The sequence below is a fragment of the Streptomyces sp. NPDC038135 genome, from assembly GCF_055601245.1.
Window position 1 is genome coordinate 224,047 of record NZ_JBVJXS010000009.1, and the last position, 19,468, is coordinate 243,514.

The following is a 19,468-nucleotide window of genomic DNA, read 5'->3' on the forward strand; positions in this document are numbered from 1 at the left end:
ATTCATTTCCTCGATTTCGCCGGATTAGACGGAACGCATTTCCGGATGGTTGTGCGCTCACCGAAAAGTGGGGCGTCACACTCCGAATACTTCAAACACGTCGTGAATTTATCGGCCGCCAGGGAAACACTGGATTTCGGAAAGGTGTTTTCAAGGTGAATCGATCTCGTGGAAGGCGCGGGCGGAGCGCACTGCGGTCCGGCCTGGCCCCGGAGTGCCCCGCTTGACCTGGAGTGCGCTCCAACTCCTAGCGTTCCGGCAACGGCGGACGGCGGCCGCGTCGAGCGGCGGCCCGGAAGGGATGTACGACATGAGCGAGAGCACCACCCGTGACGAGCGTTTCGCCCACGGCCTGGAGGTCCTGCGGAAGGTCGACGGCGAGGCCGGGCAGCGGGTCGTCGACTCGCTCGCGGACGTCAGCCCCGAGCTGGGCCACCAGGTCGTCGCCTGGGCCTTCGGGGAGATCTACGACCGGCCCGGACTGGCGCCGCGCGACCGCCAGCTGGTCACGCTGGGCGTGCTCGCGGCGCTCGGCGGCTGCGAGGCCCAGCTCGACGTGCACGTGGGCGCGGCGCTGAACGTGGGCCTCACTCCGGAGGAGATCACCGAGGCGCTGCTGCACTCCGCCGTCTACTGCGGGATGCCGAGGGCGCTGAACGCCACGTTCGCCGCGAAGAAGGTGTTCGCCGAACGCGGGCTGCTGCCGGTGGGACGGCCCGGGGCCGGCTCGTAGACTCGGGGCATGCATGCGCTGACGCCGTATCCGGTCGCGGCGCCGGCCGCGTACGAGGAGGGGGCGGCGATGAGCGGGTTCCGGCCCGTGCCCGACGTGCTGGCCCATCTGGCCGGACGCTGGCGGGTGGAGCGGAGCGTGCGGGACCTGGCGGGCGGGGACGAGGGGCACTTCACCGGGGTCACCGTCTTCGGCCCGCTCGACGGCGGCGGGCTGCTGCACGAGGAGTCCGGGGAGTTCACCTGGCGGGGCGTGACACGGCCGGCCACGCGGACCCTGCGGTTCCTGCCGGGGCGGCGGCCGGGCACGGCGGACGTGCGGTTCGCGGACGGCCGGCCCTTCCACGAGCTGGACCTGACCTCGGGGCGGTACGTCGCCGGCCATCCCTGCGCGGCCGACTTCTACCGGGGCGAGTTCACCGTGACCGACGACGATCGCTGGCGCACGGTGTGGCTGGTGGGCGGGCCGGCCAAGGACCTGTTGCTCACCACGGACTACGTGCGCGAGGGCTGAGCGAGGACGCCGTCCAGACGGAGGTTCCAGCGGCCGGAGCGGCCCGTCACGGTGGTCACCGACAGCGGCCGGACGTCGATGTTCCAGTACGCGGCGGGCGGCGCCTTCAGGGCGTACACCAGGGCCGCGCGGATCACGGAGGGCTCCGCGACCGCGACGATCCGGCCGCCGTCGTCGGCGGGCCGCGTGTCGAGCCAGCCGCCGACCCGGGAGATGAAGGCGAGCAGCGACTCGCCGCCGTGCGGGGTGGAGCGCGGGTCGGCGAGCCAGGCGTCCACCGCCTCCGGCTCACGGGCCATCGCCTCGCCCAGCGTCAGTCCGCGCCAGCGGCCCATGTCGCAGTCGCGCAGGGCGAGCTGGACCAGCGGCGCGTAGCCGAGGGCGTCGCCGGTGGCACGGCTGCGCGGGGTCGGTGAGCAGTAGCGCAGTTCGGCCGCCGCCAGCGGCAGCAGGTCCCCGGCGGCGCGCTGCACCTCGTCCCAGCCGGCCTGGTCCAGCGGCCGGTCGTCCTCGAAGCGCTCCGCGAGCAGCGGGGAACTGCGCGCGGCGGCGACGAACGTCACCCTAAGTGGCATGCGGTGATGGTGGGCCTCGGGGGTACGGAGGTCAAGAGGCGCCGTCCGGCTGTTACCGACGGTAAGATCACGCTCACTCGAAGGTGTGCACCATCCACCGTTCCGGGTGGTCGACCGTCCGGAAGCCGAGCCTGGCGTACACCTCCTGCGCGTCCTCGGTGGCCAGCAGGACGCGGCGCAGCCCGTACGGCCGCAGGTACTCGCGGATCCGGCCGACGAACGCCGTGCCCACCCCCTTGCCGCGCACGGCGGGGTCGACGTACACGTCGGCGAGCCAGGCGAACAGCGCCCGGTCGGTCACCACGCGCGCGTACGCCACCTGCTCCCCCGAGGCCGCGTCGTACACCCCGAAGTTGACCGACTCCGTCATCGCGCGCTCATGCTTCTCGCGGGGCCGGCCGATCGCCCAGTAGGCGTCGGACGACAGCCAGCCGTGCACGCGGTCCACGTCCACACGGCCGGTGTCGGCGGAGAACTCGAAGCCTTCGGGGAGTTCGGGTGCGTCGCTCATGCCGGCATCCTCACAGTCCGCCGAGGCGGGCGTCGACTCCGTTTCACCGGCGGACGGCGCGTCGCGGGCCGCGGCGGGCCGGTCAGCGGCCTCCACCGCGGAACACCTCGTCGCAGGCGGCCCGGAGCCGGCGCACCCCCTCCGTGATCTCCCCCGTGCCCGCGACCGCCGCGAAGGTCAGGCGGAGGTGGCCGCCGGGGGGTTCGGCGCTGAAGTAGGGGCGGCCGGGGGCGACGGCCACGCCCGCGCGCAGGGCGGCGGCGGTGAGAGCGGACTCCGCCCCGGGGCCCGGGCCGCCGGCGGCCGCCGTGCCGTCGGGGAGGCGGACCCAGAGGTGATAGCCGCCGGACGGGATGTGGGGCAGGGCGAGTTCGGGCAGACGGCGGGCGAGCTCGGCGGTCATGGCGTCGCGGCGGGCCTTCAGCTCGGCCGACAGGGTCCGCAGATGGCGGGGCCAGGCCGGGGAGCCGACGAGTTCCAGGGCGGCCTCCTGCAGCGGCCGGGGCACGAAGAAGCTGTCCACCACCTGGATGGCGCGCAGGCGTTCCAGCACCGGCCCCCGGGCGGCCAGCGCGCTCACCCGGAAGCTGGGCGAGGTCGCCTTGGTCAGCGAGCCGACGTGGACGACGACGCCGTCGGGGTCGTCGGCGGCCAGCGGACGGGGCAGCGGTCCGGCGTCCGCGTGCACCAGGCGGCGCACGAAGTCGTCCTCGACCACGAACGCGCCCGCCGCCCGGGCGATGCCCAGCACCTCGGCGCGGCGGCCCGGGGCGAGGACGGCGCCGGTGGGGTTCTGGAAGAGCGGCTGGCAGACGAAGACCCGGGCGCCGGTGGCCCGGAAGGCGTCGGCGAGCAGGCCCGGGCGGACCCCGTCGGGGTCGACCGGCACCGGGACCGGGCGCAGTCCGGCGGCGCGGGCCAGGGCGAGCATGCCCGGGTAGGTCGGGGACTCGACGAGCACCGGAGCGCCGGGCGGGGCGAGCGCCCGCAGGGCGGTGGCGAGCGCGGACTGGCCGCCGGCGGCGACGAGCACCTCGGCGGCGGTGACGGCGCCGCCGATGCCGCGCGCGAACCACTCCCGCAGCTCCGGCAGCCCCTCGAGCGGCGGCCTGCCCCAGGCGCCCGGCCGCCGCCCGGCCCGGGCCAGGGCGGCGGCCATCGCCCGCTCGGGCTGCAGGGAGGGGTGCGGATAGCCGCCGTTGAACTCCAGGACGCCCGGCGGCGGCGCGGCGAGCGAGACGGTGACGCCGGAGGCGTCCACGGTGCGCGGGACCAGCTCGGCGCCGTCGGCGCTGAGCGCGACCTCCTGCCAGGAGGTGTCCCCGGCGGGCGCGGCCGCGGCGCGCGGCGGTCCGGCCCGGAACGCGCCGGCGCCGGGCCGGGTCACCACCAGGCCCTCGGCGGCGAGCTGCGCGAGGGCCCGGGAGACGGTCACCGGGCTCACCCGGAACCGCTCGACCAGGGCCCGGCTGGACGGCAGCTTCCCACCGTACGAGTAGCGGTCCAGCTCGCGGCGCAACCGTTCCGCCAGTTCAGCCACACTGCTACTCTGATCCATGAGAGCACAGAGTAGCGCTACTGCCGCCACCCCGATAGCAGTCACCGCCCCCGCCGCCGAGCGCCGGGGCTTCGGCACCGCGCAGGCCGCGCTCGGCGTCCTCGCCTTCTCCCTCACCTTCCCGGCCACCGCCTGGGGCCTTGAGGGCTTCGGGCCGTGGTCGCTGGTGGCCGTGCGCAGCGTGCTCGCGGCGGTCGTGGCCGGCGGCTGCCTGCTGGTCCTGCGCGTACCGCTGCCCGAGCGCCGGCACCTGGCGGGTCTCGCGGTCGTCGCCGCCGGGGTGGTGTTCGGCTTCCCGCTGCTGACCACGCTGGCCCTGCAGACCTCCACCACCGCGCACGCCGCCGTGGTCGTCGGCCTGCTGCCGCTGACCACCGCCGTCTGCTCGGCACTGCGCACGGGCCACCGCCCGGCACGGCGGTTCTGGGCCGCGGCGCTCGCGGGCGCGGCGGCCGTGGTCGCCTTCACCGTCGGCCAGAGCGGCGGCGCGCTCACGCTCGCCGACGGCTATCTGTTCGGGGCGCTGCTGGTGTGCGCGGCCGGGTACACCGAGGGCGGCAGGCTGGCCCGGGTGATGCCCGGCTGGCAGGTCATCGGCTGGGCGCTGGTGCTGTGCCTGCCGCTCAGCGTCCCGGCCACCGCGCTGGCCCTGTCGTACGAGCCGGTGCGGCTGACCGCGCACGGGGTGGCGGGTCTGCTGTGGGTGGCGCTGGGCTCGCAGTTCCTCGGACTGGTGGTCTGGTACCGGGGCATGGCGGCCATCGGCATCCCGAAGGCCAGCCAGTTGCAGTTGGCCCAGCCGCTGCTCACACTGGTGTGGTCGGCGCTGCTGCTGGGCGAGAACCTCACGGCGGCCGCTCCCCTGACCGCCGTCGCCGTGCTCGTGTGCATCGCCGTCACCCAGCGGTCGTGACGTGAGGAGGGCCTGCCGATGCATGCATCCGTGGGAGACCAGCTTGTCCAGCACGGCCGGGTTGTCGGCCAGCACGACCACGTGTCGGTAGTCGTCGAGGTGATGGGCTCGGAGGGCAGCCCGCCCTACCGCGTCCGCTTCCCGGACGGACACGAGGCCGTGATGTCCCCCGGCCCGGACTGCCAGATCAAGCACAAGGAGAAGGAACAGCAGATCTGATTCAGCGCGGGGTTCTCGCCGGCTGCCGGTAGTGGTCGGCGACCACCCGTGCCATCGCGCCGATCGGGTCCGCCGCCACCTCCTTGGCCGCGAAGAAGACGTGCCCGCGCACCTGCGGGTAGCGGGCGGCGAGCGTGAGGTGCCGGGACAGCTCGACGGGGTCCTGCCACTGCGAGGGCTGCCCCGCCGCCCCCGCCTTGTAGAGCGCCTCCCCGACGTACAGCCGGGTGCCGGTGCCGCGGGCCACCTCCGCCCACCAGTCCACCAGGGTCGCGTAGTCGGCGGCGGCGAAGCCGATGTTCCAGTAGAGCTGCGGGACGATGTAGTCGATCCAGTGGTTCCGCACCCAGGCGCGGGTGTCCGCGTGCAGGTCGTCGTACGTCTGCACGCCCGCCCGGGTGTCCGAGCCGAGCGGGTCGGTCGTGGCGTTGCGCCACACCCCGAAGGGGCTGATCCCGAACCGGGTGCCGGGCCGCACCCGCCGGATGCCGGCCGCCGTCTCCCGCACCAGCCGGTCGATGTTGTCCCGGCGCCAGTCCGCCCGGGCGGCGAAGTCGCCGCCGTACCGGTCGTAGGAGGCGTCGTCGTCGAAAGTCTGGCCGGCGACCGGGTAGGGATAGAAGTAGTCGTCGAAGTGGACGGCGTCGACCGGGTACCTGGCCACCGCGTCCAGCATGGCCCGCTGCACGAAGGCGCGGACCTCGGGCAGGCCCGGGTCGTAGTAGAGCTTGCCGCCGTACGGCACCACCCAGTCCGGGTGCAGCCGGGCCGGGTGCGACGCGGCCAGCCGGCCGAGGTCGGTGTGGTTGGCGACACGGTACGGGTTGAACCAGGCGTGCAGTTCCAGGCCGCGGGCGTGGGCCTCGCGCACGGCGGTGCCCAGCGGGTCCCAGCCGGGGTCCTGGCCCTGGGTGCCGGTGAGGTACTGGGCCCACGGCTCGTACGGCGAGGGCCACAGGGCGTCCGCCGTCGGGCGGACCTGGAGGATCACCGTGTTGAGCCGGTCCCGGACCGCCCGGTCCAGATGGGCGATCAGCTCCGCGCGCTGCTCGGCGGCGGTGAGGCCCGGCTTCGAGGGCCAGTCGCGGTTCGCCACCGTGGCGATCCACACTCCCCGCATCTCGGCGGCCGCGCCGTGTCCGCCCGCCGCGCCGCGCCCGGCGTCCGCGCCCGGCCGACCGGGCGCCGCCGACGCGCCCTGGGCCCCGGCCGTCTGGGCCGCCGCAAGCGTCGTCAGCGCCGCCGCGGCGAACGCCCGGCGTGAGATCCGCCCCATGTCCCGCACCCCCACACGCTCCGGATCCGCGCCTTCACGGATCGTTCCGCGCCCCAGGATGCCCCCACCCGCGCGATCGATCATCGATACTTGACGGTAACGTGCACGATCGGAGCAGGCCGCCGACCCGGAGTCCTGCCACACCCGGACAAAGCCGGAGAACCAGCGAAGGGGACGATGTGACCGACATCGAGCGCGTCGGAGTCGTGGGCTGCGGCCAGATGGGCGCGGGCATCGCCGAGGTGTGCGCCCGCGCGGGACTGGACGTGAAGGTCGCCGAGACCACCGGCGAGGCCCTGGAGATCGGCCGTACCCGGCTGCTCAACTCTCTGGCCAAGGCCGCCGAGCGCGGCAAGATCTCCGAGGAGGAGCGGGACGCCACGCAGGCGCGGCTGAGCTTCACCACGGACCTCGGCGAGTTCGCCGACCGCGACCTGGTGATCGAGGCCGTGGTGGAGAACGAGCAGGTGAAGACCGAGATCTTCCAGGTGCTCGACCAGGTGGTGACCCGCCCGGACGCGATCCTCGCCTCCAACACCTCCTCCATCCCGCTGGTGAAGCTGGCGGTGTCCACCTCGCGGCCCGACCACGTCGTCGGCGTCCACTTCTTCAACCCGGCCCCGGTGCAGAAGCTGGTGGAGCTGATCCCGGCGCTCACCACCTCCGAGGGCACCCTCAGCCGGGCCCAAGCCTTCGCCGAGAAGCTGCTCGGCAAGCACGCGATCCGCGCCCAGGACCGCTCGGGCTTCGTGGTCAACGCGCTGCTGGTGCCCTACCTGCTGTCCGCGATCCGGATGTTCGAGTCCGGCATCGCCAGCCGCGAGGACATCGACAACGGCATGGAGATGGGCTGCGCCCACCCGATGGGCCCGCTGAAGCTGTCGGACCTGATCGGCCTGGACACCATCGTCTCCATCGCCAACTCCATGTACGCCGAGTACAAGGAGCCGCTGTACGCCGCTCCCCCGCTGCTCCAGCGCATGGTCGAGGCGGGCCGGCTCGGCCGGAAGACGGGATCGGGCTTCTACAGCTACTGATTACCCTCCGCGACGCACGTGGGCCCGGCACCGGTCATCGGTGCCGGGCCCGTCTGTTTCACACGCCGTGTGCGCGCCGGGCCCGCATATGCCCTTCGCACACGCTCCCCACGCGCTCACCAGCCGAGTTGACTCTGCATGCGCATGCAAGAGGTGCGGAACCACCTCGTCCGACTACGGAAAGGAGTGGACCCGTGAGCGCCGAACCGGAGCATCCCGTGGTCCATGGTGAACTCGCAGAGTTACGGCGCCGCCTCGACGTGGCGTACGCCCGCGTCGAGGGAGGCCTGGCCCTGCTCAGCCATCGCGCCGAGGAGACCGCCAAGGAGGTGGACGACCTGCACACGCGCATGACCTCGCTGGAGCACGCGCGCTGGCCCCTGCCGTCGCTGGCCGTCCTCACCGCCCTCGGGGCGCTCGTCGTGACGGTCTGGCAGGCGCTGGCCCGTTAGCCGGCCCGGTCGTCGGCGAGCCTCATGTGGTGCAGCAGGAGTAACGCGGCCGCCATGTTGGCGGCCGGGACCTCCCCCCGGGCGATGAGGTCGGGGACGACCTTGAGCGGGACCCACTCCCGGCGGTCCGACTCGAAGTCGTCGACGGGGTGTCCGACGTACTCGCCTCGGTCGGACCAGTAGATGTGGTGCCGGGCGTCGGTGAGGCCGTTGGACGGCTCCACGCTCATCAGGTGGTGCAGCGGTCCCGGCCGCCAGCCGGTCTCCTCCTCCAGTTCCCTGGCGGCCGCGCTCGCGATGTCCTCGCCGTCCTCCACCACCCCGGCGGCCAGTTCCCAGCCCCAGCTGTCGGTGATGAAGCGGTGCCGCCACAGCAGCAGGACCTCGTTGGCCTCGTTGACGACCGTGGCGACGGCGACCGGCCGCAGCCGGATCAGGAAGTGGTCGAGATGCCGGCCGTCCGGCAGCTCCACATCTGCGAGGTTGACGCTGAACCAGCGGTTCTCATACACAGTTTGTTCGTTCTGTTTCGTCCACTGCACGGTTCTGCCACCTTCCACCGAGTAAGGGGCAATATCGCAGCAGGGGCTGTGCAACTGCAGTGCGCCTACAGCGGTACGCGCAGTGCTCCGTCGATGAGTTCGGCTGCCTCGGCGGTCCCGGCCGAGCCGCAGCGCGCCAGGTGCTCGCGCACCGCACGGAGTCTGTCGCGCAGTCGCTGGGACTCCATTCCGCGCGCCTGCTCGGCCATCTGCACCGCCGTGGCCACCGCCTTGTCGGCGTTGCCCTGGCGCAGCTCGATGGTGCTGAGCATGGCGAGCCGGTGCACCCGGCCGCGGTCGTGCGCGGGGTTGTCCACCGCGGCCGCCGCGTGCTCCCGGGCGGCGGCCAGTTCACCGAGGCTCAACAGCGCCTCGGCCACCTGGACGTTGACCAGGCCGGGCTGCACGTAACCGGTCTCGTCGGGCTCGTACCCGCGCCGGATGCGGTCGGCGGCCGTCTCGGCCCGGCGGATGCAGGACAGGGCGCTGCCGGAGTCGCCGAGGTGGGCGTAGGCCTTGGCCTGCATCGCGTACAGGTCGGAGGCGAGCGCCGGGGTGATGTGCTTGCCGGCAGCGCGCAGGGCGGCCTCGGCGAACGCCACCGCCTGCCGGTACTCCCGCATGAACAGCGCCTGGTTGACCAGCAGCGCGATCACGTAGGCGCCGAGTCCGCGGTCCCCGCTGGCCTTCGCGAGGCGCAGCGCCTGGTGGAAGTAGCGCTGGGCCAGGCCGTGCGCGTCGGAGTCGTAGGCGCAGATGCCGGCGATCGCCACCAACCCGCCGGTGGCCCGGTGCAGTTGGCGTCCGGTGGCGTCCGTGTAGCCGCCGCGCAGCAGCGGGGCCGCCTCGGCGTTGAGGAAGCCGACGATCCGCGCCCGGGTCGCGACGCCGCCCGCCTTCCGGTACATCTGCTCGTAGTGGGTGCGGGCCGCGCGCAGCAGTTCGAGGTCGGCCGCGGTGACCCGGTGGCGGCCGCCCCGCGAGACGTCCACGTCCTCGGGCGGGTTCTCCCACTCCCACACCGGCATGACGGCGGGGGTGCCGGTGACGGCGGGCGCGCCGAGCACGTGCGGGCGCTGCTGTTCGTCCGAGCGCCACAGCGCGGTGGCCCGCTCCACGAAGCCGGACAGCGAGCCGGTGTGCGGGGTGCTGGGCTCGCCGGGCACGCCCAGGCCGATGTCGTCCAGGGTGACCGGCCGGTGCAGCCGGCCGGCGAGCACCTCGCAGATCAGGTCGGGCACCTGGCCGCGCGGCCGCTGGCCCTTCAACCACCGTGCCACGGCGGTGTGTTCGTAACGCAGCGCGAGGCCCCGTCCACGGCCGGCCTGGTTCACATGGGCGGCGAGACCGGCGTGCGAGATCCCCGCCTCGTCCAGGATCGCGTCGAGCAGAGTGTTGGGCTGCATGGGTGCCCCCCGAATGGCCTGTGTCCGTCAGCGTAGTGGTCCGGACTTCACACGGGGTGTGAACCGAGTGCGCGCACCCGGGCTGTGCGCGCACTGTCGCGGAGCGTGGTGCTGCCGGTTGACTGGACGTCCGGCCAAGCCGCCGGCTCCCCCTCAAAAAGCGGTGGCTTGGCCGGGTCGCCCTCCGGCGGTTCGGGGCGGTGGGCGAAGCGAACGGACCGGCCCCCCGAGGGGGCCGGTCCGTTGCCCGCCGGCCGGCGGACGAGCCGGGTCGGCGGGCCGAGTCGAGGCGGATCAGCCGCGCAGCACGGCTCCGGTCCGCTCGCCCGCGAGGGCGACCGCCGCGTCGCGGGCCGCGGACGCCTCGTCCACGGTCAGCGTCCGGTCACCCGCGCGGAAACGCAGCGCGTAGGCCAGGGACTTGCGGCCCTCGCCGAGCTGGTCCTCGTTCTCGTACACGTCGAACAGCCGGATGGACTCGAGCAGTTCGCCCGCGCCCTCGCGCAGCGCGGCCTCCACCTCGGCGGCGGGGACCGGCCTGTCGACCACGAGGGCGACGTCCTGCGTGGCCACCGGGAACGTGGAGATGCTCGGCGCCTGCGGAACGCCGTCGCCGACCGCCTCCAGGGCGTCCAGGTCCAGCTCCATGGCGCAGGTGCGCTCGGGCAGGCCGAGCGCCTTGAGGACCCGCGGGTGCAGTTCGCCCGCGTGGCCCACGACCCGCTCCGTGCCGTCGGCGACGACGGCCAGCTCGGCGCAGCGGCCCGGGTGCCAGGGGCCGTACTGCCCCTTGCGCACGATCAGGTCCGCACCGGCCTCCCGGGCGACGGCGCGGCCGGCCTCGATCGCGTCGGCCCAGTCGGCCGGGCGGCCCTTGCCCCACCAGCCGGCCTGCTCGCGGGCGCCCGCGAGCACCACGGCGACGTGCCGGGGCTGCTCGGGCAGCGCGCCGTCGAGCGACGCGATCTCCTCGTCGGTCGGGCGGCGGTCCACGGACAGGTGCACGCCGGCGTGCTGCTCCTCGCGCGGCTGGAACACCAGCCCCGTCTCGAACAGGGCCAGGTCGTGCGAGCCGCGGCCGTCGTTGCGCCGCAGGGCGCCCAGCAGGCCGGGCAGGAGCGTCGTGCGGAGCGCGGGCTCCTCGTCGTTGAGCGGGTTGGCCAGCTTCACCACGCGGCGGGCCGGGTCACCGGAGTCCAGGCCGAGCTGGTCGAAGACCTGCTCGCCGACGAACGGGTAGTTCGGCGCCTCGACGTAGCCGGCGCCGGCCAGCGCGCGGCCGACCCGGCGGTGCAGCCGCTGGCGGTGGGTCAGGCCGCGGCCGGAGGGCGGCTTCGGCAGCGTGGAGGGCAGGTTCTCGTAGCCCTCGAGGCGGATGACCTCCTCGGCCAGGTCGTTGGCCTCGGTGAGGTCGGGCCGCCAGGACGGGACCGTGACGACCAGCTCGTCCTGGCCCTCGACGGCGCAGCCGATCTCCTGCAGCCGGCGCACCACGGTCTCGCGGCCGTAGTCCACGCCCGCGACCCGGTCCGGGTGGCCGGCGGGCATCGTGACGGTCCGCGGGGCGGTGGGCGCGACGACCTCGGTGACGCCGGCCTCGGCCGTGCCGCCCGCGAGCAGCACCAGCAGGTCCACGGTGCGCTGCGCGGCGGCCGCGGCGGCCTGCGGGTCGACGCCCCGCTCGAAGCGGCGGGAGGCCTCGGAGGACAGCTTGTGGCGGCGGGCCGTACGGGCGATCGAGACGGCGTCGAAGTGGGCGGCCTCGATGACCACGTCGGTCGAGGCGTTCACCCCGTTCTCGGTGTCCTCGTGGTCGGCGATCTCCGTGTTGGCGCCGCCCATGACGCCGGCCAGGCCGATCGGGCCGCGCTCGTCGGTGATGACCAGGTCCTCGGAGTGAAGCGTGCGCTCGACGCCGTCGAGGGTGACGAGCTTCTCGCCCTCCTCGGCCCGGCGCACGCCGATCGTGCCCTGGACCAGGCTGCGGTCGTAGGCGTGCAGCGGCTGGCCCAGCTCCATCATCACGTAGTTCGTGACGTCGACGGCGAGCGAGATCGGGCGCATGCCGACCTTCTGCAGCCGGCGCCGCAGCCAGATCGGGGAGCGCGCCTCCGGGCTCAGGCCGGTGACGGTGCGGGCGGTGAAGCGGTCGCAGCCGACCGGCTCCGCGACCTGCACCGGGTAGCCGAAGGCGTTCGGGGCGGGCACGTCGAGCAGGGCCGGGTCGCTGAGCGGCAGGCCGTAGGCGATGGCGGTCTCGCGGGCGACGCCGCGGATGGACAGGCAGTCGCCGCGGTTGGCGGTGACGGCGATGTCCAGCACCTCGTCGACGAGCTGGAGCAGCTCGATGGCGTCCTTGCCGACCTCGGTCTCCGGCGGCAGCACGATGATGCCGTGGGTGCCGTCGTCGCCCATGCCCAGCTCGTCGCTGGAGCAGATCATGCCGTGGGACGTCTTGCCGTACGTCTTGCGGGCGGCGATGGAGAAGCCGCCGGGCAGCGTCGCGCCGGGCAGGACCACGACGACCTTGTCGCCGACGGCGAAGTTCCGAGCGCCGCAGACGATCTCCTGGGGCTCGCCGGTGCCGTTGGCGGTGCCGACGTCGACGGTGCAGAAGCGGATCGGCTTCTTGAAGCCCTCCAGCTCCTCGATGGTCAGCACCTGGCCGACGACGAGCGGCCCCTTGAGGTCGGCGCCGAGCTGCTCGACGGTCTCCACCTCGAGGCCGGCCGAAATGAGCTTGGCCTGGACGTCACGGCCGGTTTCGGTCGCCGGCAGGTCGACGTACTCCCGCAGCCAAGAAAGCGGGACCCGCATCAGATCTCCATCCCGAACGGCCGGGTGAACCGGACGTCACCCTCGACCATGTCTCGCATGTCTTCGACGTTGTGGCGGAACATCAGCATCCGCTCGATGCCGAACCCGAAGGCGAACCCGCTGTACTTCTCCGGGTCGACGCCGCAGGCGGCCAGCACCTTGGGGTTGACCATGCCGCAGCCGCCGAGCTCGATCCATCCCTCGCTGGAACAGGTGCGGCAGGGCCGGTCGGGGTTGCCGACGGACTCGCCGCGGCAGACGTAGCACACCATGTCCATCTCGGCGGACGGCTCGGTGAACGGGAAGAAGTTCGGCCGCAGCCGGGTCTTCATGCCCTCGCCGAACAGCGACTGGACCATGTGGTCCAGGGTGCCCTTGAGGTCGGCCATGGTCAGGCCCTCGTCGACGGCGAGCAGCTCGACCTGGTGGAACACCGGGGTGTGGGTGGCGTCCAGCTCGTCGGTGCGGTACACGCGGCCGGGGCAGATCACGTAGACCGGCAGCTCACGGCTGAGCAGCGAGCGGATCTGCACGGGCGAGGTGTGGGTGCGCAGCACGACGCCGGAGTCGGCGGTGCCGTCCGGGCCGGTCACGAAGAACGTGTCCGCCTCGCCGCGGGCCGGGTGGTCCGGGCCGATGTTGAGGGCGTCGAAGTTGAACCACTCGGCCTCGACCTCGGGGCCCTCGGCGACCTCGTAGCCCATGGCGACGAAGACGTCCTCGATGCGCTCCGAGAGCGTGGTCAGCGGGTGCCGGGCGCCCGCCGGGACGCGGTCGTAGGGCAGCGTGACGTCGACGTCCTCCTCGACGAGCACGCGGGCGTCCCGCTCGGCCTCGAGCTCGGCCTGGCGGGCGGCGAGCGCCTTGTTCACGGCGCCGCGGGCCATGCCGACGCGCTTGCCCGCGTCGGCCTTGGCGTGCGGGGGCAGGGCGCCGATCTCGCGGTTGGCGAGGGCCAGCGGGGAGGCGGGGCCGGTGTGGGCGACCTTGGCCTCGTGGAGCGCGTCGAGGGAGTCCGCGGCGGCGAAGGCGGCGAGCGCCTCGTCCCGCATGCGCTCGATCTCTTCCGGTTTCAACGCCTCGACCTCGACAGGGTCGTACGACTTATTCGGTGCCGACATCTCTTCCCGTGCTTCCGATTGGCTGGCGGACGGTCCCCGTCACCGGCGTCGAGCCGGCTGTGGCTCTCTGCGGGCCGTGTGCAGGACACAAAGGTGCCAAAGGCCGATTCTAACGGGGTGGGGCTGGACGAATGGCCCGTGGGCCGCTAGGCGAGATACGCCGGCGTGCACACGGGCAACGTAAATCGGAACTCGGCGCCGCCGCCGGGGGCGCGGCCGACCGTGATGGTGCCCCCGTGGGCCTCGACGATACCCTTGACGATGTACAGCCCGAGGCCCGTGCCGCCGCGCTTGCTGCCCCGCCAGAAGCGGGTGAAGACGCGGTTCATGGACTCCTCCGGGATGCCGGGCCCCTCGTCGCTCACGGTGACCGACGTGGCCGTTTCCTCGCCCTCGCGCGGGGACGGCGCGGACGTGATGTCAATGGTGACGGTTCCCTCGCCGTGCCGCACCGCATTTTCCAGCAGGTTGCTCAGCACCTGGTCGACCTTGTCGGGGTCGGCCCACAGGGCGGGCAGCGGCTGCTCGACGCGGAGCAGGAAGCGGTCGGCCCGCTGGCCGGCGGCGACGTAGGCCTGGATGTGCCGCCCGACGGCAGCGCCGATGTCGACGGGCTGCCGGCGCACCTCGAGCCGCCCGCTGTCGATCCGGGAGATGTCCAGCAGCTCGGCGATGAGGCGGGTGACGCGGTCGGCGTCGGCGTCGACGGTCTCCAGCATCAGCCGCTTCTGGTCGTCGGTGAAGCGTTCCCACTTGGCGAGGAGCGTGGCGGTGAAGCCCTTCACGGAGGTGAGCGGGGAGCGCAGCTCATGGGCGACCGTCGCTATCAGCTCGGCGTGGCTGCGCTCGGTGCGGTGCCGGGCCTCGGTGTCCCGCAGGGAGACGACCACTGCGCGCACCGGTCCGAGGGGTTCGTCGCGCACGTACCGCGCGGAGACCAGCACCTCCCGTCCGCCGGGCAGCAGCAGGTTGCGCTCGGGCTGCCGGACCCGGATGGCGAGGCCCCCGTAGGGGTCGGTGAGCTGCCACCAGCGCCGCCCCTCCAGGTCTTCCAGGGGCAGCGCCTTCTCCAGACGGCGGCCGAGCGCGTCCTCGGCGCGCAGCGCGGTGATGCGCTCGGCGGCGGCGTTGAAACAGGTCACGCGGCCGTTCTCGTCCGCGGTCACCAGGCCGTCGGGCAGCTCGTCGGGGTCGATGCCGGGGCCGGTTCCGGCGCGGCCGGCGTGCCGGGGCGCGGAGCCGCGGCGCACGTCGCGCCCGTCCGGCGCGGTGCCGCTGCCGACCACCCTCATCCGCGTACCCCACCTCTCAGCCGGCGCAGGGCCCCGAACTGGCCACCCTACTAGCTCTGGGTGACGGAGCGGCACCCTGCGGAGGCGCGCTGGGCGCGCGCCGACGCGTAGAGACATACGGCGGCGGCGGTGGCGAGGTTCAGGCTCTCGGCCTTCCCGTGGATGGGGACGCGGACGACGGCGTCGGCCAGCGCGCGGGTCTCCTCCGGGAGCCCCCAGGCCTCGTTGCCGAACACCCAGGCGGTGGGGCCGCCCATGGTGCCCTTGTCCAGTTCCTCGTCCAGGTCGCGGTCGCCCGCTCCGTCGGCGGCGAGGATGCGCACCCCGGCGTCCTTCAGTCCCCCGACGGCCCGCTCGACGGGCACGCCGACGGCGACGGGCAGGTGGAACAGGGAGCCGACGGAGGCGCGGACGGCCTTGGGGTTGTACAGGTCGACGGAGGCGTCGGTGAGGACGACGGCCTCGGCGCCGGCGGCGTCGGCGCAGCGCAGCACGGTGCCGGCGTTGCCCGGGTCGCGCACGTGGGCGAGCACGGCGACCAGCCGGGGCCGGGCGGCCAGGACGTCCTCGAAGGGGGTGTCCAGGAAGCGGCAGACGCCGACCAGGCCCTGCGGGGTGACGGTGGTGGAGATGTCGGCGATGACGTCCTCGGAGGCGAGGTGCACCCGGGCGCCGGCCTCGCGCGCCGCCCCGACGATGTCGGCGTACCGCTCCGCGGCCTCGACGGTGGCGAACAGCTCGACGAGCGTGGGCGTCCCGTCCACCCGGTGCCCGGCGGCCTCCCGCACGGCCTGCGGCCCCTCCGCGAGGAACAGCCGGTCCTTCCCCCGGAAGTTCCGCTTGCCGAGCCGCCGGGCGGCGGCGACACGAGCGGACCGGGGCGAGATCAGCTCGGGGCTGACGGGGGGCATCTTCTTCTTCACCTTCAGGAGAACCTCGACGCACGGTTCCATCCACCGCGCCGGCAGGGAACAGCGCCCCCCAAGGGGCGCGGGGAACTGCGCGACCAGCCACGACGGGCCCGCAGTCGAACGAATCGCTCCGCCGGGCAACAGCAGGACCCGCAGGCCGTCACGGCCTGCGGGTCCATGAGCCGGCCTAGAGCCAGCGCGGCGTCACGCGGCCTTCGGCGCGTTGACGTCGCTCGGCAGAGCCTTCTGGGCGACCTCGACCAGCGCGGCGAACGCGTTGGCGTCGTTGACGGCCAGCTCGGCGAGGATCTTGCGGTCCACCTCGACGTTGGCGGCCTTCAGACCCTGGATGAAGCGGTTGTAGGTCATGCCGTTGGCGCGGGCAGCGGCGTTGATGCGCTGGATCCACAGCTGACGGAAGTCGCCCTTGCGCTTCTTGCGGTCGTTGTAGTTGTAGACCAGCGAGTGGGTGACCTGCTCCTTGGCCTTGCGGTACAGGCGCGAACGCTGACCGCGGTAGCCGGAGGCCTGCTCGAGGATCGCCCGGCGCTTCTTGTGGGCGTTGACTGCCCGCTTGACGCGTGCCACTTCTTAACTCCTTGTAGCGGGGCCGCGGGGGGTGCTCACGCGGCCCGGAAACGAATGGGTCCCGGTCCAGACGTACGGCGTCGCTGGGCGACGCCGGGCGTCACTTGCCGAGAAGCTTCTTGATCTTCGCGGCGTCGCCCGGGGCCATCTCGGCGTTGCCGGTGAGGCGACGCGTCACACGGGACGACTTGTGCTCGAGCAGGTGGCGCTTGCCGGCGCGCTCACGGAGCACCTTGCCGGAGCCGGTGATCTTGAAGCGCTTGCTGGCACCGCTGTGCGACTTGTTCTTCGGCATAGCGCCGTTCTCTCCTCGTCGGTGGCGCTCCGGTGCCCGGTCGTGAAAACCGGGCACGGTGGAGCGTCGCTCTTGTTTCGGTTACATCCTCGGGGACTCGCGTCCCCCGGGATCACGCCTCGGCAGGTTCCTCGGACGGCGCCTCGGCCTCGAGACCGGCCTCGGCGGCGTTCTGCGACTTGCCGGGGTTGGCCTTCGCGTCGGCCTTGCGGGCTTCCTGCGCCTGGCGAGCCTCGGCCATCGCCTCGGTCTTCTTCTTGTGCGGACCGAGGACCATGATCATGTTTCGGCCGTCCTGCTTCGGGTTCGACTCCACGAAACCGAGGTCCTGGACGTCTTCCGCGAGACGCTGCAGCAGTCGGTAGCCCAGCTCGGGGCGGGACTGCTCGCGGCCACGGAACATGATCGTGATCTTGACCTTGTCGCCCTGCTTGAGGAACCGGACGACGTGACCCTTCTTGGTGTCATAGTCGTGCGGGTCGATCTTCGGCCGGAGCTTCATCTCCTTGATGACCGTGTGCGCCTGGTTCTTGCGCGCCTCACGGGCCTTCATGGCCGACTCGTACTTGAACTTCCCGTAGTCCATGAGCTTGCACACGGGCGGACGGGCGTTCGCCGCGACCTCGACCAGGTCCAGGTCGTACTCCTGCGCAAGCTCCAGTGCCTTGGCCAGCGGGACGATGCCCACCTGCTCGCCACTGGGACCGACGAGTCGCACCTCGGGAACGCGAATCCGGTCGTTGATGCGGGGCTCGGCGCTGATGGATCCTCCTCGGTAGCACCACGCGACCGCCTGGCGGACAGCCGCGTATGTCTGTTTCGACAGACCTAACCGCTCCGAGGCACAAAAAATGCCCCGGCCGATCACAGGCGGGGCTCCATGGCTACCGGAGCACCGCCGCGGGGACCGCGGGGCGCGATTTCGGACGGCTCCATCGTCCGTACGGAACGATGGGGGCCGTCTGACCGGGTGACCCGCCGTCCCGGAGGGCGGTCGGGTGGGAAGTCGGAGCCTCCACTTGTGGGCCGGGCACAGCGTGTCCGGCCGGTCGACATCAAGGTTAGCAGGATCGCTTGACAAGGGCTAATTGAGGAGGCGTGCCGGGGAACGCCTATCGTGTGGGGCATGAGTGACACCCCTCCTGAGTCCCCCGACTTCGACGCGATGACCCGGGACATCGCCGAGGTCCCCGCCGTCGAGGTGATCGTGACGGTCGCCGTCAACCTGATGAGCGCCGCCGCCGTGAAGCTCGGGCTGAGCGAGGAGGGCGAGAAGTACAAGGACCTGGACGAGGCCCGGAAGCTGATCGGCGCGCTCGCCGGCCTGCTGGACGCGAGCGCCACCGAGGTCAGCTCCTTCCACGCCGCCCCGCTGCGGGACGGCCTGAAGTCGCTGCAGCTCGCGTTCCGCGAGGCCTCGATCGTGCCGGACGAGCCGGGCCAGGGCCCCGGCGAGAAGTACACCGGCCCGGTCTACGGCTGACCCTGGCCCGTCCGGTACGCGGTCCGCGTACTCAATCCCGTACGAACAAGGGCTCGCCCGGAGGCGTGGTCCCGGCCGGCAGCAGTGCCAGGTCGAGGCCGCGCACCAGGCGGGCCCTCAGCGTCTCGTCGGCGGCCAGCCGCGCGGCGACCGCGCGGGCGGCCTCGGCGGGCGGAGCGGCCGGGTCGAGGACGAGGACCAGGGTGCCGTCGGCCTGACCGGGACCGAGGTGGGCGCGCAGGACCGCCGGCTCGGCGGCCACCGCCCCGCGCACGGCGCCGAGGACGGCCGGGTCGGTGAGCGGGTCGGTGCTGGTGCGGCCCTCGGCCAGGGCCAGCAGCGCCGGGCCGGTCAGTTCGAACGGCACCGGTCCGGCCAGGTCGAGCACGACCGTGTCCGCCTTCTCGTGCGCGGCGGCCTCGAGCGCCTGGTGCAGGGGCACGGCGACGGGCCGGGCCGCCGGGTCCCAGCGGGCCAGGGACTCGGTGGAGGTGAAGGCGGGCAGCGCGGTGCGGTCGCCCGCCTTCAGCGTCGGCACCGCCATGTCGCTGGTCTTCTCGCGGCGCAGGCCGGCCTCCCGTCTCCCGCCACCACCCTTCCGAGGAGCTTCGCGCCCCTCTTGACTGTCCTCCTCGACCTCCCCGAGCACGGCGACCACGGGCACCAGCAGCCGGGCGCCCTTCAGCGCCGCGAGGACCGGGCCCACGGCCGTACGGTCTCCCGCCCAGGCGGCGAGCGCGGCGCTCAGCCGGGGGTCGGCGGAACCGTCGTCGTCGGAGTAGCCGGAGTCGGGAATGTTCTTCTTCGCCACGGTCCCGACCCTATCGGCAGGCAGGCTGCGTGCCCGTCCCGGCCCGGGAGCCGGATCCACAGGGGATCCGTTGGTTCGCTGACGTGGTTCTCAGGTGCGTCCGACGGAGCGCACAGCGGCCGCCCCGAGCATCGCGGGCATGAAGTCCTCCCCGTCCGGCCGCCGTGGCCGCCGTTCTCGCCGCCCGCTGCTGTTCGCCGTCCTGGCCGTGGTGGCGACGGGCGGGATGACGGCGGGCGGCACGGTCTGCGTGACGACCCGGGCGCACTCCGGTGCCAGGACCGGGCCGTCGGCCGCCACGCAGGCCGAGGGGATCGCGCTGGTGGAGGCGGCCGCCGAGGCGGCGGTGTCGGCCTTCGCGGCCGCCTCCCCGGGGACCGGCCCGGAGACCGCGTCCGCCGGGTCGTGAGCCGGG

General features: G+C 73.1%; 22 protein-coding genes. 8 read left to right on the forward strand and 14 right to left on the reverse strand.

The genetic code is table 11. From position 1 onward, the window contains the following. Positions 1-310 precede the first annotated feature (310 nt). Positions 311-733, forward strand: coding sequence for a carboxymuconolactone decarboxylase family protein (locus ACZ7JA_RS26140; RefSeq protein WP_351664026.1), 423 nt, complete (start codon positions 311-313; stop codon positions 731-733). Positions 734-802: 69 nt separating this feature from the next. Continuing rightward, positions 803-1,246, forward strand: a complete 444-nt coding sequence (locus ACZ7JA_RS26145; RefSeq protein WP_389304820.1) for a DUF6314 family protein — start codon at positions 803-805, stop codon at positions 1,244-1,246. Here ACZ7JA_RS26145 and ACZ7JA_RS26150 read toward each other — a convergent pair. From ACZ7JA_RS26150 to ACZ7JA_RS26160, 3 genes are all read right to left on the reverse strand, one after another. Then, on the reverse strand, positions 1,228-1,821 hold the full coding sequence (locus ACZ7JA_RS26150; RefSeq protein ID WP_470810688.1) for a histidine phosphatase family protein: 594 nt from the start codon (positions 1,819-1,821) through the stop codon (positions 1,228-1,230). The two genes, ACZ7JA_RS26145 and ACZ7JA_RS26150, sit on opposite strands and share 19 nt — an antisense overlap. Before the next feature lie 73 nt (positions 1,822-1,894). Continuing rightward, positions 1,895-2,332: a GNAT family N-acetyltransferase gene (locus tag ACZ7JA_RS26155; protein ID WP_470810690.1), complete on the reverse strand. Its 438-nt coding sequence runs from the start codon at positions 2,330-2,332 to the stop codon at positions 1,895-1,897. Positions 2,333-2,414: 82 nt separating this feature from the next. Beyond that, positions 2,415-3,890, reverse strand: a complete 1,476-nt coding sequence (locus tag ACZ7JA_RS26160) for an aminotransferase-like domain-containing protein (RefSeq protein ID WP_389448478.1) — start codon at positions 3,888-3,890, stop codon at positions 2,415-2,417. Between ACZ7JA_RS26160 and ACZ7JA_RS26165 the strand changes: the two genes are divergently transcribed. Beyond that, entirely contained in the window at positions 3,889-4,803 is a 915-nt protein-coding gene (locus ACZ7JA_RS26165; protein WP_351664030.1) for a DMT family transporter, read from the forward strand. The two genes, ACZ7JA_RS26160 and ACZ7JA_RS26165, sit on opposite strands and share 2 nt — an antisense overlap. 18 nt (positions 4,804-4,821) lie before the next feature. Beyond that, a complete protein-coding gene (locus ACZ7JA_RS26170; RefSeq protein ID WP_351664031.1) occupies positions 4,822-5,022 on the forward strand; it encodes a DUF1918 domain-containing protein in 201 nt (66 codons plus the stop codon). Between the two features lies 1 nt (position 5,023). Here ACZ7JA_RS26170 and ACZ7JA_RS26175 read toward each other — a convergent pair whose 3' ends face one another. After that, positions 5,024-6,298 carry a glycoside hydrolase family 10-like protein gene (locus ACZ7JA_RS26175; RefSeq protein ID WP_351664032.1) on the reverse strand — a complete coding sequence of 425 codons (1,275 nt, stop codon included), beginning with the start codon at positions 6,296-6,298 and terminating at the stop codon, positions 5,024-5,026. 179 nt (positions 6,299-6,477) lie between these two features. Between ACZ7JA_RS26175 and ACZ7JA_RS26180 the strand changes: the two genes are divergently transcribed. After that, on the forward strand, positions 6,478-7,335 hold the full coding sequence (locus ACZ7JA_RS26180; protein ID WP_351664033.1) for a 3-hydroxybutyryl-CoA dehydrogenase: 858 nt from the start codon (positions 6,478-6,480) through the stop codon (positions 7,333-7,335). Between the two features lie 194 nt (positions 7,336-7,529). Beyond that, positions 7,530-7,787, forward strand: a complete 258-nt coding sequence (locus ACZ7JA_RS26185; protein ID WP_351664034.1) for a hypothetical protein — start codon at positions 7,530-7,532, stop codon at positions 7,785-7,787. Here ACZ7JA_RS26185 and ACZ7JA_RS26190 read toward each other — a convergent pair. The 9 genes from ACZ7JA_RS26190 to infC form a co-directional block, all read right to left on the reverse strand. Beyond that, positions 7,784-8,329: an NUDIX hydrolase gene (locus ACZ7JA_RS26190; protein ID WP_351664035.1), complete on the reverse strand. Its 546-nt coding sequence runs from the start codon at positions 8,327-8,329 to the stop codon at positions 7,784-7,786. The two genes, ACZ7JA_RS26185 and ACZ7JA_RS26190, sit on opposite strands and share 4 nt — an antisense overlap. Before the next feature lie 65 nt (positions 8,330-8,394). Then, a complete protein-coding gene (locus tag ACZ7JA_RS26195) occupies positions 8,395-9,735 on the reverse strand; it encodes a transcriptional regulator (protein WP_351664036.1) in 1,341 nt (446 codons plus the stop codon). Between the two features lie 294 nt (positions 9,736-10,029). Further along, entirely contained in the window at positions 10,030-12,552 is a 2,523-nt protein-coding gene (gene pheT, locus ACZ7JA_RS26200; protein ID WP_351664037.1) for a phenylalanine--tRNA ligase subunit beta, read from the reverse strand. Then, on the reverse strand, positions 12,552-13,673 hold the full coding sequence (pheS, locus tag ACZ7JA_RS26205; protein ID WP_351664038.1) for a phenylalanine--tRNA ligase subunit alpha: 1,122 nt from the start codon (positions 13,671-13,673) through the stop codon (positions 12,552-12,554). The genes pheT and pheS overlap by 1 nt, the downstream gene beginning before the upstream one ends. A gap of 146 nt (positions 13,674-13,819) precedes the next feature. Beyond that, a complete protein-coding gene (locus ACZ7JA_RS26210; RefSeq protein WP_351664039.1) occupies positions 13,820-14,965 on the reverse strand; it encodes a sensor histidine kinase in 1,146 nt (381 codons plus the stop codon). A gap of 50 nt (positions 14,966-15,015) precedes the next feature. Continuing rightward, positions 15,016-15,876, reverse strand: coding sequence for a TrmH family RNA methyltransferase (locus ACZ7JA_RS26215; protein WP_351664040.1), 861 nt, complete (start codon positions 15,874-15,876; stop codon positions 15,016-15,018). Between the two features lie 204 nt (positions 15,877-16,080). Then, on the reverse strand, positions 16,081-16,464 hold the full coding sequence (rplT, locus tag ACZ7JA_RS26220) for a 50S ribosomal protein L20 (RefSeq protein WP_030381833.1): 384 nt from the start codon (positions 16,462-16,464) through the stop codon (positions 16,081-16,083). A 100-nt stretch (positions 16,465-16,564) separates the two neighbouring features. Then, the gene (rpmI, locus tag ACZ7JA_RS26225) at positions 16,565-16,759 is read right to left on the reverse strand and encodes a 50S ribosomal protein L35 (protein WP_003977225.1); all 195 of its coding nucleotides are present in this window, start codon (positions 16,757-16,759) and stop codon (positions 16,565-16,567) included. A gap of 112 nt (positions 16,760-16,871) precedes the next feature. Beyond that, on the reverse strand, positions 16,872-17,522 hold the full coding sequence (infC, locus tag ACZ7JA_RS26230) for a translation initiation factor IF-3 (protein WP_351664179.1): 651 nt from the start codon (positions 17,520-17,522) through the stop codon (positions 16,872-16,874). 363 nt (positions 17,523-17,885) lie between these two features. Between infC and ACZ7JA_RS26235 the strand changes: the two genes are divergently transcribed. After that, positions 17,886-18,242, forward strand: a complete 357-nt coding sequence (locus tag ACZ7JA_RS26235) for a DUF1844 domain-containing protein (protein WP_351664041.1) — start codon at positions 17,886-17,888, stop codon at positions 18,240-18,242. 31 nt (positions 18,243-18,273) lie between these two features. Here ACZ7JA_RS26235 and ACZ7JA_RS26240 read toward each other — a convergent pair whose 3' ends face one another. Beyond that, a complete protein-coding gene (locus ACZ7JA_RS26240) occupies positions 18,274-19,053 on the reverse strand; it encodes an SseB family protein (RefSeq protein ID WP_470810702.1) in 780 nt (259 codons plus the stop codon). 139 nt (positions 19,054-19,192) lie between these two features. Here ACZ7JA_RS26240 and ACZ7JA_RS26245 point away from each other — a divergent pair, with 139 nt between their 5' ends. Then, positions 19,193-19,462, forward strand: coding sequence for a hypothetical protein (locus ACZ7JA_RS26245; protein WP_470810704.1), 270 nt, complete (start codon positions 19,193-19,195; stop codon positions 19,460-19,462). Positions 19,463-19,468 lie beyond the last annotated feature (6 nt).